Here is a 13533-nt window from a genome sequence, read left to right on the forward strand (position 1 = left end):
GGTATTCTAACAGATAAACGGCCACAAAGGGGGATGCCCCTAATCGCTAGGGGCGGAAGTAGGCTCGATTTGCTAATCAGTATCCAACGGCAGAACCCGAAGGGCGTCGAGCATCATTAGCGCCGTAGATAAATCCTTCGCGCACTTTCCCTGATACCGCTGAGTCATTCCCCGAGCTCTCTGAGCTAACACCGGCAGCGCCGGGTAGACCGACCATAATCAATTCAGCAGCCCCCCAAGGTGTTTGCTCAACCAGTTTATAGCCACGTTCCTGTAGCAATTTTTGGGTGTCTGGCGAGAGGCCGCGTTGTTCGAAATAGACTTCATCCGGTAGCCATTGGTGATGAATTCGAGGGGCATCGACGGCTTCTTGTGGTGCCATACCGTGGTCGATAATGTTCAACACGGTTTGCAATGTGATGGTAATGATTCGCGATCCACCCGGAGAACCGACAACCATAAAGACTTTACCGTCTTTGGTTACTAGCGTTGGCGTCATGGATGACAGAGGGCGTTTGCCCGGTGCGATAGCGTTGGTTGCACCCTGCACTAAGCCATACATATTTTGTTCACCCACTTTGACGGTGAAATCATCCATCTCATCGTTGAGGAAAAATCCGGTGCCGGGAGCAATCACGACGGAGCCAAAACGCCCGTTAATGGTATAGGTCGTCGAAACCGCATTACCGCTATGATCGACGATCGAGTAGTGTGTTGTTTCCGGTTTTTCATGGGGTTCCATACCCGGTTGAACGCGGCTCGAAGGCGTAGCGATCTCAGGCTGGATCTGTTTACGAATTTCGGTGGCGTACTCTTTGCTGAGCAGCTTTTCCGTCGGGTTCTTCACAAATGCTGGATCGCCTAAAAACGTATTACGATCCATATAGGCATGGCGCATCGCTTCCGTCATGGTATGAATGGTTTGGGCCGAATTAAAGCCAGTTGCTTTGAGGTCGTACCCTTCCAAAACGTTGAGGATCTCGCAAAGTGTTACTCCGCCTGAGCTTGGCGGTGGTGCTGACACAAATTCATAGCCGCGATAAGAGCAAGTGATGGGCGCTGTTTCAGCAATACGATAATTGGCAAAGTCTTTCGCTGTCAGGATCCCGCCCCCTTTTTTCGCCGCAGCTTCAACGATCTCAGGAATTTTTCCCTGATAGAAAGCATCGGGACCGTGCTGTGCGATAGATTCTAGAGTGTTGGCCAGATCGGTTTGAATAAGCCGATCGCCGGGCTGAAGGGGTTCACCGTCTTGGCGTAAAAAGATGCGTGCGGCTTCGGGATCGTCACGAAACTTAGCAATGGTGGTATCCAAAATATCGGTATCGCCACGATTGAGAATAAAACCTTCGCGAGCCAGTTTGATTGCCGGCTCCATCACCTGTTGGCGTGTGAGTTTGCCATATTTACGCTGTGCGGTGTCGAGCCCTAAAACTGTTCCAGGAACGCCTGCGGCGAGGTAACCATAGAGGCTAGCGCCTTTCTTCACGTTTCCTTTCTCATCGAGATACATATTCGCACTGGCGGCTGCCGGTGCCGTTTCGCGGAAGTTAATGAAAGTGTCTTCGCCGTTGGCCAAATGTATGGTCATAAAACCACCACCGCCGATATTACCGCAGCAAGGGTTAACCACCGCTTGGGCGTAGCCGACGGCAACAGCCGCATCAATGGCATTACCTCCCAGCTTGAGGATATCAACCCCAACCTGAGATGCCAGATGTTGAGAGCTAACAACCATGCCGTTTTTGGCCTCAACGGCGGGCATGGATGCGGCGTTAGCGCCCTGTAATAGTGCGAGAGAAAGCGCTGAAGCCATCAGCGCGAGTGGCCATTTCTTCATCTATAACTCCTGTCTAATTCGATTATTAGTGCGTATTCACACTCATAGGTGTGAGTTATCGTTATGTCGCTTATTATTTAAACAAAAATTAGATCATCAAAAAGTGATCTCGCTAATAAGCGTAGACAGGAATTAGAGACTCTGAAATTTCAGGGTTACTGCTAGGTTTTTTTTATTACGCTATTCCAGAAAGTGTTCGGCTTGATCTAAGGCGGTGGATACAGCCTGAGTGAGCTTGGTGAGCTGTTCGGCAGAAATAATATAAGGCGGCATCAGATAAATTAATTTACCGAAAGGACGTACCCAAACCCCTTGTTCGACGAAATAGCGCTGTAAGTTAGCCATATTCACCGATTTATGGGTTTCAATGACGCCGATAGCCCCTAAGACGCGAGCCTGTTTTACCTGAGGATGTTCATTAAGCGGCAAGAGCTCTTGCTGTAGCTGTTGCTCTATCGCCGCGACCTGCGTTTTCCACTCTCCGCTAGCAAGAATATCCAAGCTGGCCACCGCCGTTGCGCAGGCGAGTGGATTACCCATAAACGTTGGACCATGCATGAAACATCCCGCTTCGCCGTTGCTAATCGTTTCTGCCACGTTTCGCGTGGTGATAGTGGCAGATAAGGTCATATAGCCACCGGTTATGGCTTTGCCTAAACATAAAATATCTGGCGTGATCCCCGCGTGCTCGCAGGCAAAAAGCTTGCCGGTACGGCCAAATCCCGTCGCAATTTCATCGGCAATGAGCAAAATCCCATGACGCTCGCAGGCGGCTCGAACGAGCTTAAGATAACGCGGATGATAGAAACGCATCCCTCCGGCGCCTTGAACAATAGGCTCCAGAATAACCGCCGCAATATCTTGGTGATGTGCCGACAGCAAGCGGGCGAAAGGCACAAAGTCCATTTCATTCCACTCATCGCCAAATGCACACTGTGGAGCCGGCGCAAACAGGTGCTCTGGAAGGTATCCCTGATACAAACTGTGCATGGAATTTTTCGGATCGCATATCGACATGGCACCGAAAGTGTCACCGTGATAACCGTTGCTCAGGGTTAAAAACCGCTGACGTTTCTCTCCTCGGGCGTGCCAGTACTGCAATGCCATTTTCATCGCCACTTCCACGGCGACGGAACCGGAATCTGCGAGGAAAACGCACTCCAGTGCTTCAGGTGTGATATTCACCAAGCGCTGACATAGCGCAACGGCGGAAGGGTGGGTGATCCCGCCAAACATCACATGTGACATGGATGAAAGTTGCTGAGTCACGGCGTGGTTTAGCGCGGGATGATTATACCCGTGAATCGCGGCCCACCACGAAGACATGCCGTCGACCAACTGACGTCCATCCTCCAAATGCAGTTCACAGCCGTGTGCCGAAGTCACGGGATAACAGGGTAACGGTTGGGTCATTGACGTGTACGGATGCCAGATATGGCGGCGGTCGAACTCGATATCAGATGGGGTCATAATAAGTATTGGTAAACTAAAATTGTGATCATTTGGTTGACAGTGTACCGCTTTTTTCTAAACTGACGACACTTTTTCCCCTCAAATTGAATAGGGAGTTGCCATCATGGCAGATCGTCATCACTGGACATTAGAGCAAGCCCAAGCTCTGTTTGCAAAGCCGTTCCTCGAGTTAATGTTTGAGGCTCAGCAGGTTCACCGCCAACATTTTGACCCGCGTCAGGTGCAGGTAAGCACGCTGCTTTCGATTAAAACCGGTGCTTGCCCTGAAGATTGCAAATACTGCCCACAAAGCTCGCGCTATAAAACGGGATTGGAAACCGAAAAACTGATGGAAGTGCAGCAGGTTCTTGATTCTGCGCGACAGGCTAAAGCAGCCGGTTCCACGCGATTCTGCATGGGCGCGGCATGGAAAAACCCGCACGATCGCGATATGCCATACCTTGAGCAAATGGTGCAGGGCGTCAAAGAAATGGGGATGGAGACCTGCATGACGCTCGGAACGCTATCCGACCAACAAGCTAACCGCTTAGCCGATGCGGGGTTGGATTATTACAATCACAACCTCGACACCTCGCCGGAATTTTACGGCAGCATTATCACGACCCGCAGCTATCAGGAGCGTTTGGATACGCTGGGAAAAGTGCGCGATGCCGGTATTAAAGTCTGTTCAGGTGGCATTGTTGGACTCGGTGAAACCGTACGTGATAGAGCCGGCCTGCTTACACAGCTAGCGAATTTGCCTAAAGCGCCGGAAAGTGTGCCGATTAATATGTTGGTTAAGGTCAAAGGAACGCCGTTAGCGGATAACGACGATGTGGATGCCTTTGATTTCATTCGTACCATTGCCGTCGCGCGCATCATGATGCCAACGTCTTACGTGCGTCTTTCAGCTGGTCGTGAGCAAATGAATGAGCAAACTCAGGCCATGTGTTTTATGGCGGGAGCCAACTCCATTTTCTACGGCTGCAAGCTGCTTACCACGCCGAATCCGGGTGAAGATAAAGATGTTCAGCTATTCCGCAAACTGGGGCTGAATCCTCAGTTGACCGAAACTGAACACGGCGACAATCAGCAACAGCAGCACCTCACCGAACAATTGCTGCATGCCGATACGGATCAGTTTTATAACGCCGCCGTGTAATCATGATGAATTTTCAACAGCATATCGAGAATGCGCTGGCTGAGCGTCACTTAGCCGGAGCCTATCGTTCGCGGATCGTGAGTGAAACGGGCAGCGGGCGTGAAATCCATGTGAATGGGCGATCGTATCTCAATTTCTCATCTAACGACTATCTTGGCCTTAGCCGCGATAAATCGGTTATCAACGCGTGGCAACAAGGCGCTGAGCGCTATGGCGTAGGCAGTGCGGGTTCTGGACATGTCACGGGTTTCACCACTGCGCATGCGGAATTAGAACAACAGCTCGCCGCATGGTTAGATTATCCGCGTGCCTTGCTGTTTATCTCGGGGTATGCGGCCAATCAGGCCGTTATCGCCGCGCTGATGCAAAAAGGCGACGGCATCTTTGCTGATAAGCTCAGCCATGCGTCGCTGATGGAAGCTTCCATCCAATCCCCAGCAACGCTGCGACGTTTTCAACATAACCAACCAGATTCCCTCAACAAACTGCTGAACAGCGATAGGGAAGGACGAGCGCTGGTGGTGACTGAAGGCGTGTTCAGCATGGGTGGCGATAGTGCGCCGTTGGCGGCTCTGCATCAACAAAGTCAACGCGCAGGGGCGTGGCTGCTGGTGGATGATGCACACGGTATTGGCGTGTGCGGTGAGCAGGGGCGCGGCACCTGCGATGCACAGAAGGTGAAACCGGAATTGCTGGTGGTGACATTTGGCAAAGCCTTCGGGCTCAGCGGCGCCGCCGTTTTGTGTTCTGATGCCGTTGCTGAGTATTTCATCCAGTTTGCGCGCCACTTGATATACAGCACCAGCATGCCTCCCGCTCAGGCCTGTGCGCTCACGGCTGCGCTGCGTCGTGTGCGTGACGGTGATGAGCTACGCAGCCAACTAAATCATAACGTAGCGCAGCTTCGTCAGGGATTAAACGATTTAGGCTTAACGTTGATGGATTCCAGCTCAGCGATTCAGCCCGTGATTGTCGGTGAGAATCAGGCTGCGCTGAATTTAGCTCAGCAACTGCGTGAGCAGGGGATTTGGGTCAGCGCTATTCGTCCGCCAACGGTTCCACCCGGAACCGCACGGCTGCGAATTACCCTCAGCGCAGCGCATAGCACGCAGGATATAAACCGTTTATTGGAGGCGCTGCATGTCACTGCACGCATATAGCGTCAATAAATCTGCGGTGGCGGCGGCATTTAGCCGCGCAGCAGACAGCTACGACGCCGTTGCCGGTTTTCAGCGGCGGTGCGGAGAATTGCTTTTAGCTCAGCTCGATAACCTCTCAGGCCTGAAAGTGCTGGATGCGGGCTGCGGTACCGGCGTTTTTAGCCGTGAGTTCCGCCGCGCAGGTTCACAGGTTATCTCTCTCGATTTAGCTGAGGGTATGCTTGAGAAATCGCGAGCTTTAGATAGCGCGGATGAATATCTCCTTGCTGATATTGAACACATTCCGTTATCGGATAACAGTGTCGATCTCTGTTTTAGCAATCTGGCTATTCAGTGGTGTGGTTCTTTAGGTTCTGCATTGACTGAGATGTGCCGCGTCGTTAAGCCTGGGGGAAAAGTGGTGTTCTCAACGTTGGCCCAAGGTTCCCTCACGGAGTTAGCTCAAGCTTGGCGGCAAGTGGATGGCCAAACCCATGTTAACCAGTTTTTAGCATTTGACGCCATTAAACTGGCCTGCGAGCCATTTCCACATGATTTACAGTTAATCCATGAGACTGAATTTTATCCTGATGTGATTACCTTAATGAAGTCACTCAAAGGCATTGGTGCTACGCATTTACACCAAGGTCGAGACTCAGGGCTAACTAGCCGTGGGCGTTTTGCGCACCTTGCCCGTGTTTATCCTCAACAGGCCGAAGGTCTGCCTTTGAGTTATCAGTTGGTCATCGGAGTTTTGCATTGTGAATGAAAAGACATATGACCTGCCTTGCTTAAACGAGGCATGGTTTGTTACCGGAACTGACACTGAAGTGGGAAAAACGGTCGTCAGTAGCGCGCTATTGGAAGCCGCGACTCTGCAAGGAAAAGGCACGGTTGGATATAAACCCGTAGCTTCTGGCAGTGAATGGCATGAGGGAAAACTGCGAAACACCGATGCGCTTGCTTTACAAGCGGCCTCTTCAATATCTGTCAGCTATGAAGAAGTGAATCCGTATACTTTTGAAGAGCCAACGTCGCCACACATTATTAGCGCTGATGAAAATCGACCGATCGAATTTGATGTGATGTCAAAGGGGCTGATGGCGTTGCGCAAAAAGTCGAATTGGACGCTGGTAGAGGGCGCAGGAGGGTGGTTCACGCCGCTCAGTGAGACCACGTCTTTTGCGCAATGGGTGATTCGAGAACAGCTTCCGGTGATCCTCGTTGTGGGCGTAAAACTTGGCTGTATTAATCACGCTTTGCTTACGGCACAGGCAGTTGCGCAATCTGGTTTAAGGTTGGGCGGGTGGGTGGCTAACTGTGTGGTAGAGCCAGGAAAACGCCACGCTGAATATATGGCAACGCTCAAGCGATTATTACCCGCGCCATGCTTGGGTGAAATCCCCCATATCCCGCACGCCGATGCGAAAGCGCTCGCGGCATATTTGGATCTCCCTTCCCTGAATTAATGTAATACAACGCTACGCAAAACTATTTTGCGTAGCGGATTCCAGTCTTCTTAACTCCCTCTGTTGGTCTGTTTTTATGTCGTGTATTTTGCTCTGACTTAAATGAAGGTTGTCACTTGACAACTTAATGGTGTTTTTTTAAGCTTGGAGCAGAAAATGAGCAGAGCGGCACATCCTAAAAAGGAAATTGAACAGGCGCTTAATTTTGTTGAGTTGAACGGCTGGCGCATTGAAGTGGGCGGCAGTCATGCGTGGGGGAAAATGTATTGCCCCTATCCGCAGGAGAAGTGCCGTTGCGGTGAGTTTTGCATTACGTGCATTTGGTCTACGCCAAAGAATGTGGAAAACCATGCGCGCCAGTTAAAAAAAATCGTTGAGCATTGCGCTCATCACGCCAAGCAATAACTGAGGATAGAACATGAAGGATTATGAATTTACACTCATTTTTTCTTTGCCAGATCAGAATGATGAACCAGCAAACTATCTTGAGGTATTAGGCGCGGCAGGTTGCACCGATGCCACCATCGGTGTAGGGGTTGCTGGTCGTATTGCCATGAACTTTTGTCGCACGGCCGAGGATGCCAATGAGGCGATATCGACGGCTATTCAAGATGTGTTGAGCGTAATGCCACATGCCGTACTGTGTGAGGCTGCGCCTGATTTTGTTGGCCTAACGGATATTGCCGAGCGTTTGGGTTTTTCTCGCCAAAATATGCGTAAATTAATGGAGCAAGGAGGGATTAGTTTCCCTGCCCCTCTGCATCAGGGGAAAACGTCCATTTGGCATCTTGCTAGCGTTCTGACATGGTTAAGAGATGTTAAAAACTACACTATAGACCCCCGGTTATTAGAGCTGGCAGCGGTCAATATGCAGTGCAATTTACATCGTGCCATCAACGAAGCTGATAGCGGTTTTCAGCGAGAGATTTCTGGCTGGCTAAGAAAATAGCGGTTGAGAACACTGCAACCAAAAAGTCATTTCCCGTACAAAACATTAACAACAAAAGCATGAATGGATTCATTGTTTGAATCGCTGTTGGTCAATCTTAATAAGAGCGAATGAAACCCTAAAAAGAGAGCAAAAAAATGCTGATAAATTCCGCACTATGGAGGTGCTCAAAAAAAACACAGCGGTGCAAGCATAGTTCATTAAGGGAATAAAAGATCAAGCGCTGAATCCTCGGATGACGAAATAAGTTACCCTAGCAAGCACTTTTGTTAGTGCGAATAAGTATATCAAAAAGAAAAAATAGCTAAAAAATTAACTAAAAAAAGGACTCCGGCATCGATTTACTGACAGATTGTCATTTTTCCGTAACTCAAGCGCCAAGCGGAGTGGTGCAAGTTATCCACTATTCCTGTGGATAACCTTGTGCATTAGGTTTAGAGAACTCCTCAAAGTCCAGAGCCAGAGCGGCTTTCGCACGCTTTGGTTGATATGATAACTATATTTTAAAACTGTTTTTATTCAATGGGTTATTTAAAATCAAGCACTAGATAAAGAATCGCGTTGCGCAACAAAACGGCCTTGACAAGTGCAGGCTAAAAAAGTTAATTCGCGAGCCGCGTTGGGGATAAATGTCACCGGTAGGTGAAAATTGTAAAACGGATGTAATTTTAGGTTTTTGGCAGTTGTTTAAGGCGGTGACATAGCGTGGGGAAATATACAAAACGGTGCAGATAAGGTTTAAAGCTGGTTTTATATCCAGTATCATAGCTTTCCTCTTCTCGCAGTACGGTGAACATGATTTTCTGATTGTGTGAAGAAATCCCTAGCAAGGGATATACAGAGTCAGTGGAAAAATTGGGTAGGCCTTCCATAATCAATGTCGGACGATTAAGCATTCGAAAATGCCATGGCCCTTCTAAAAGACAAATGCATTTAAGCAAGGTATTGATTCATGAGTAAAACGTTCAAATTGCATTCTGCATTCAAGCCAGACGGCGACCAGCCTGAGGCGATTCGTCGTTTAGAGGCAGGTTTAGAAAATGGTTTGGCACATCAAACGCTGCTGGGCGTAACGGGTTCAGGTAAGACGTTTACGATTGCCAATGTGATTGCCGATCTCAACCGTCCAACCATGGTCATGGCACCAAACAAAACGTTGGCGGCACAGCTTTATGGCGAAATGAAGCAGTTTTTCCCAGAAAATGCCGTGGAATATTTTGTCTCCTATTACGACTATTACCAGCCTGAGGCCTATGTACCGAGCTCGGATACCTTTATCGAGAAAGACTCCTCGGTAAACGAACATATTGAACAAATGCGGCTTTCAGCGACTAAAGCACTACTTGAGCGCAAAGATGTCATTGTTGTCGCTTCGGTTTCAGCTATTTACGGTTTGGGCGATCCTGATGCCTATCTGAAAATGATGCTGCATTTAACGCGCGGTATGATCATCGATCAGCGAGCCATCTTACGTCGTTTATCCGAGCTACAATACGCGCGCAACGATCAGGCCTTTCAGCGCGGTACCTTCCGAGTTCGCGGTGAAGTGATTGATATTTTCCCCGCTGAATCTGAGGATGAAGCCCTACGCGTTGAGCTGTTTGATGAGGAAGTGGAACGCTTATCGCTGTTCGACCCATTAACAGGCCAGCTAATCCAAGAAGTTCAGCGTTTTACCGTGTACCCAAAAACGCATTACGTAACGCCGCGTGAACGCATCCTGCAGGCGATGGAAGATATTAAGGTGGATTTGGCGGAGCGACGTAAGGTGCTGTTGGCCAACAACAAGCTGCTGGAAGAGCAGCGATTGACGCAGCGTACGCAGTTCGATCTCGAAATGATGAACGAATTAGGCTACTGCTCGGGCATTGAAAACTATTCTCGCTATCTCTCTGGGCGTAAGCCGGGTGAAGCTCCGCCAACGTTGTTTGATTATCTTCCTGCTGATGGACTGTTGGTGATTGATGAATCCCACGTAACCATTCCTCAAATTGGCGGTATGTACCGCGGCGACCGAGCACGTAAAGAGACGCTGGTGGAGTATGGATTCCGCCTCCCCTCGGCGCTTGATAACCGCCCAATGCGTTTTGAAGAGTTTGAGGCCTTGGCACCGCAAACCATCTATGTGTCTGCAACGCCGGGTAATTATGAGCTCGAAAAATCGGGTAGCGATATTGTCGATCAGGTTGTGCGCCCGACCGGTTTGCTTGATCCATTAATTGAGGTGCGCCCGGTTGCCACACAGGTTGACGATTTGCTCTCTGAAATTCGTATTCGTGAGGCAATTAATGAGCGTGTGCTGGTCACTACGTTGACCAAGCGAATGGCGGAGGACTTAACCGAATATCTCGACGAACACGGCGTACGGGTTCGCTATCTGCATTCGGATATCGATACCGTTGAACGTGTGGAGATCATCCGCGATCTCCGTCTCGGTGAGTTTGATGTTCTGGTCGGTATCAACCTTCTTCGTGAGGGGCTCGATATGCCAGAGGTCTCTCTGGTCGCGATTTTAGATGCAGACAAAGAAGGCTTCCTGCGCTCAGAGCGTTCGCTGATTCAGACGATTGGCCGTGCGGCACGTAACCTGAATGGTAAAGCGATTCTTTATGGCGATCGCATCACCAACTCCATGGAGAAAGCGATTGGTGAAACGGAGCGTCGTCGTGCAAAACAGGAAGCGTATAACCTTGAGCATGGCATCACACCACAGGCGCTGAATAAGAAAGTTTCCGATATTCTCCAACTGGGTGAAGCATCGTCACGCGGCAAAGGGAAGCATGGGCGAAGCAGTAAAGCCGCTGAGTCTTCTGCGGCCTATCAAGCGCTTTCGCCAAAACAGATCGAGCAGAAAATTCGCGATCTGGAAGCACAGATGTATAAACATGCTCAGAACCTTGAGTTTGAAGAGGCGGCGAGCCTGAGGGACGATATTCAGGCGTTGCGCGATCAGTTCATTGCGATGTCTTAATACCCATAAAGCCGCTGGGCACTTCAATATGTCAGCGGCTTGCACTCTCAGGCCGCAGTCAGTATGGTGTGCGAAAATTTTTTAAACTCGTAAAGAGTCCATTGCCGACAGGAATTTTCATGAACGCCCAAACTTCTAAAGACCCTTTGCATGGCATCACGCTGGAAGCTTTGCTGACATCACTGGTGGAGCGTTATGGCTGGGCTGAGTTGGCGAAGATTATCAGCATTAACTGCTTCAAAAGCGATCCCAGCATTAAATCTAGCCTGAAGTTTTTGCGTCGCACCCCATGGGCTCGGCAAAAAGTGGAAGAGCTGTATATTGATTCACTGGCGGACACTCCTGCTGCCAGCCAAGAGGCCCAAGTCTCGGAGCCAAATCCTTGGGGTAAATGGGAAGAGAAGAAACCCTCTTAAAACCGCTTATTTTGAATAAGACGAGTTTGGTCTGTCATCCTCCAGCGCAGAGGATGACAGCTTTAAAAATCAGTCGGCGTTTTGTAATTCATGGATTCTGCTCAGTAATCCATTCACACCAGTATCAATTAATTGATCGGTAATATCGTTGGCACCCTGAATCAAATACGGATCTAGCCAATGCATGCCAACCAAATGACTTATGTTGTTAAACGGTAATAAAAGGCTTTCAACAGGGTAGCGGTTGTACCCCTCGGCGGTGTACGCCTGCGCATTACCTCCTGTAGAGGTCGCGATCATCAGCGATTTGCCATGTAATGCGTTGCCTTGGCTGCCATAGGCAAAACCATAAGTTAATACGGCATCTTGCCACTCTTTTAAAATCGCCGGAGAGCTATACCAATAGAAGGGGAAGAGCATCACCACAATATCGTGCTCAACGAGCAATTTTTGTTCGCGTTCTACGTCGATGTTGTAATCAGGATAGTGACGCATAAGCTCATTCACCGTGACGTTTTTCTGAGTTTTCAATGCATCAATCGCAGCATGGCTGATGCGTGATTGATCGGGAAAACGATGCGCAGCTAATACCAGCACTTTTTTCATAGATTTTCTCTTGTGATTTCAATGATAGCGAGATGATAACGTTCGCGATGTGGGTATTTTTTCATTTCTTTGCGCGGTGGTGTAGCCTGTAAAACAGTAAATCTGTTTCAACCTAAGGTTAAAAGCATGGCATTGCCTGTAGACGTGTATCGATTAATCCCCGCTTTTTTGGCCTCGGCAGAGGCGCAAAGCTTTTCCGCCGCGGCGCGTCAATTGGGCATTAGCGCAGCGGCGGTGAGTAAGAATGTTCGGGCATTAGAAATGCGTTTAAATATTCGCTTATTTGCGCGCAACACGCATTTTGTCATGCTGACTGAAGAGGGGACGGATTTTCGCCGTCGGATAACGCCATTATGGCAGGCTTTAAATCAGGAATTAGACGATCGAAAGCTGAGTGAAGAACCCTCAGGGTTAGTTCGCGTGAGCGTAATCCCCGGTTTTGGTCGCCATCGACTGATGCCACTACTCCCTCTATTCAGTCAACGCTTTCCTAAGGTGACCATCGATCTCGAGATGGAGCCGCGTTTAGTGAATCTTATCGGTGAGAATATAGATGTGGCGATTGGCCAACGCACCGCCACCGACAGCCGATTGGTGGGGCGTGAAATGTGTATGGCCTACAGCAAAATGGCGGCATCTCCTGAGTATTTAGCGCGTTTTGGCACGCCACAAACGCTAGGCGATCTCCTCTCGCATTGCCGCCTGATACATCGAAATTCAGGTAGCGGAAAGCTGATGACGTGGTGGGATCACGAAGGCAGCGTGAACGAGCAGCAAGCGTCATTTATTGCCACATCGCCAGACTGTTTGGTGGATGCAGCGCTAAGTCATATGGGTATTGTGTGTTTGGCGGATTGGTATCTTGAGGAACACTTTCACAGTGGGCGTTTAATACCGATTCTGGAGCCTTTTTGGCCGCAAGCGCGTTCCATGCATATCTGGTATCCCTCGGCGGATTTGCCGCCAAGGGTCAGAGCGTGGGTTGACTTTGTGTTAACCCATTTCCCTGCGTGAAAGTAGGCGTTACTGACGCATGCTGATTGCCATACGGTTGAAGGCGTTCATGAGGCTAATGGCAAAAGTTAAGTCAGCAATTTCAGTATCGTTAAAGTGTTCTTTCAACGTCGCAAATAATTCATCCGATGTTCCGCAGTATGAAATATGCGTAACAGCTTCAGCCCAATCTAACGCCGCACGTTCACGCGCGTCGAACGCTTCTGCCATACGCCAACCAGATAAAACATCCATTTTATGTTGGCTGTAACCGGCTTTACGCAGCGCCGTGCTGTGCATATCCAAGCAAAATGCGCAGCCGTTGATCTGGGAAATGCGCAGGTAAACAAGTTCAACCAGATGGCCTAATGAGCTTTTGCTTAATGCCATGCTGGTTTGAATTAAGCCGTTGTAGGCCTCAGGGGAAAGTTTGCCGTAGGCGAGACGCAGATGTGACATGTTTATTCTCCGTAAAATACATTTGAACAGCACCAAAGAGCATCGCTGTCATGGTTTGATAAAGCGACTTTACGCTC

The 13533-nt window shown here is 49.4% G+C and carries 13 protein-coding genes; 9 read left to right on the forward strand and 4 right to left on the reverse strand.

Annotation, left to right across the window (positions count from 1 at the left end; genetic code table 11):
- Positions 1-76: 76 nt before the first annotated feature.
- Together ggt and bioA are read right to left on the reverse strand one after the other, a co-directional pair.
- Positions 77-1816: a gamma-glutamyltransferase gene (ggt, locus tag AB3Y96_RS06625; protein WP_367300283.1), complete on the reverse strand. Its 1740-nt coding sequence runs from the start codon at positions 1814-1816 to the stop codon at positions 77-79.
- Positions 1817-2020: 204 nt separating this feature from the next.
- Positions 2021-3310: an adenosylmethionine--8-amino-7-oxononanoate transaminase gene (gene bioA / locus AB3Y96_RS06630; RefSeq protein WP_072308066.1), complete on the reverse strand. Its 1290-nt coding sequence runs from the start codon at positions 3308-3310 to the stop codon at positions 2021-2023.
- Positions 3311-3416: 106 nt separating this feature from the next.
- On the opposite strand from bioA, the gene bioB reads away from it, so the two are divergent.
- From bioB to AB3Y96_RS06670, 8 genes are all read left to right on the forward strand, one after another.
- Positions 3417-4454, forward strand: coding sequence for a biotin synthase BioB (gene bioB / locus AB3Y96_RS06635; protein ID WP_367298783.1), 1038 nt, complete (start codon positions 3417-3419; stop codon positions 4452-4454).
- A gap of 5 nt (positions 4455-4459) precedes the next feature.
- Complete coding sequence (gene bioF, locus AB3Y96_RS06640) at positions 4460-5614, forward strand: 8-amino-7-oxononanoate synthase (protein ID WP_367300284.1); 1155 nt, start codon at positions 4460-4462, stop codon at positions 5612-5614.
- Positions 5595-6362 (forward strand): malonyl-ACP O-methyltransferase BioC, encoded by a 768-nt coding sequence (bioC, locus tag AB3Y96_RS06645; protein ID WP_367298784.1) that lies wholly within the window; start codon positions 5595-5597, stop codon positions 6360-6362. Before bioF ends, bioC begins: the two co-directional genes overlap by 20 nt.
- Positions 6355-7062 (forward strand): dethiobiotin synthase, encoded by a 708-nt coding sequence (gene bioD / locus AB3Y96_RS06650; protein ID WP_367298785.1) that lies wholly within the window; start codon positions 6355-6357, stop codon positions 7060-7062. Before bioC ends, bioD begins: the two co-directional genes overlap by 8 nt.
- A gap of 156 nt (positions 7063-7218) precedes the next feature.
- Complete coding sequence (locus tag AB3Y96_RS06655) at positions 7219-7467, forward strand: hypothetical protein (RefSeq protein ID WP_367298786.1); 249 nt, start codon at positions 7219-7221, stop codon at positions 7465-7467.
- Between the two features lie 13 nt (positions 7468-7480).
- Positions 7481-8011, forward strand: coding sequence for a helix-turn-helix transcriptional regulator (locus AB3Y96_RS06660; protein ID WP_367298787.1), 531 nt, complete (start codon positions 7481-7483; stop codon positions 8009-8011).
- 952 nt (positions 8012-8963) lie between these two features.
- Complete coding sequence (uvrB, locus tag AB3Y96_RS06665; RefSeq protein ID WP_025797538.1) at positions 8964-10982, forward strand: excinuclease ABC subunit UvrB; 2019 nt, start codon at positions 8964-8966, stop codon at positions 10980-10982.
- Positions 10983-11101: 119 nt separating this feature from the next.
- Entirely contained in the window at positions 11102-11398 is a 297-nt protein-coding gene (locus AB3Y96_RS06670; protein ID WP_072308073.1) for a VF530 family DNA-binding protein, read from the forward strand.
- 69 nt (positions 11399-11467) lie between these two features.
- On the opposite strand, the gene AB3Y96_RS06675 is transcribed toward AB3Y96_RS06670, so the two are convergent.
- The gene (locus AB3Y96_RS06675) at positions 11468-12004 is read right to left on the reverse strand and encodes an NAD(P)H-dependent oxidoreductase (RefSeq protein WP_367298788.1); all 537 of its coding nucleotides are present in this window, start codon (positions 12002-12004) and stop codon (positions 11468-11470) included.
- A gap of 126 nt (positions 12005-12130) precedes the next feature.
- Between AB3Y96_RS06675 and AB3Y96_RS06680 the strand changes: the two genes are divergently transcribed.
- Entirely contained in the window at positions 12131-13018 is an 888-nt protein-coding gene (locus AB3Y96_RS06680; RefSeq protein ID WP_367298789.1) for a LysR substrate-binding domain-containing protein, read from the forward strand.
- Positions 13019-13027: 9 nt separating this feature from the next.
- Here the strand turns inward: AB3Y96_RS06680 and AB3Y96_RS06685 are convergent, their stop codons facing one another.
- Positions 13028-13456 (reverse strand): carboxymuconolactone decarboxylase family protein, encoded by a 429-nt coding sequence (locus tag AB3Y96_RS06685; RefSeq protein ID WP_072308076.1) that lies wholly within the window; start codon positions 13454-13456, stop codon positions 13028-13030.
- Between the last annotated feature and the right edge of the window lie 77 nt (positions 13457-13533).

This window comes from Hafnia alvei (assembly GCF_964063325.1).
In the GTDB taxonomy this organism is placed as follows: domain Bacteria; phylum Pseudomonadota; class Gammaproteobacteria; order Enterobacterales; family Enterobacteriaceae; genus Hafnia; species Hafnia alvei_B.

Bases quoted from the DNA above. Each gene is read 5' to 3' on its own strand.
- bioC (WP_367298784.1), top strand. From the start codon at position 5,595: ATGTCACTGCACGCATATAGCGTCAATAAATCTGCGGTGGCGGCGGCA.
- AB3Y96_RS06655 (WP_367298786.1), top strand. From the start codon at position 7,219: ATGAGCAGAGCGGCACATCCTAAAAAGGAAATTGAACAGGCGCTTAAT.
- AB3Y96_RS06680 (WP_367298789.1), top strand. From the start codon at position 12,131: ATGGCATTGCCTGTAGACGTGTATCGATTAATCCCCGCTTTTTTGGCC.
- bioF (WP_367300284.1), top strand. From the start codon at position 4,460: ATGAATTTTCAACAGCATATCGAGAATGCGCTGGCTGAGCGTCACTTA.
- AB3Y96_RS06660 (WP_367298787.1), top strand. From the start codon at position 7,481: ATGAAGGATTATGAATTTACACTCATTTTTTCTTTGCCAGATCAGAAT.
- bioB (WP_367298783.1), top strand. From the start codon at position 3,417: ATGGCAGATCGTCATCACTGGACATTAGAGCAAGCCCAAGCTCTGTTT.
- AB3Y96_RS06675 (WP_367298788.1), bottom strand. From the start codon at position 12,004: ATGAAAAAAGTGCTGGTATTAGCTGCGCATCGTTTTCCCGATCAATCA.
- uvrB (WP_025797538.1), top strand. From the start codon at position 8,964: ATGAGTAAAACGTTCAAATTGCATTCTGCATTCAAGCCAGACGGCGAC.
- AB3Y96_RS06670 (WP_072308073.1), top strand. From the start codon at position 11,102: ATGAACGCCCAAACTTCTAAAGACCCTTTGCATGGCATCACGCTGGAA.
- AB3Y96_RS06685 (WP_072308076.1), bottom strand. From the start codon at position 13,456: ATGTCACATCTGCGTCTCGCCTACGGCAAACTTTCCCCTGAGGCCTAC.
- bioA (WP_072308066.1), bottom strand. From the start codon at position 3,310: ATGACCCCATCTGATATCGAGTTCGACCGCCGCCATATCTGGCATCCG.
- ggt (WP_367300283.1), bottom strand. From the start codon at position 1,816: ATGGCTTCAGCGCTTTCTCTCGCACTATTACAGGGCGCTAACGCCGCA.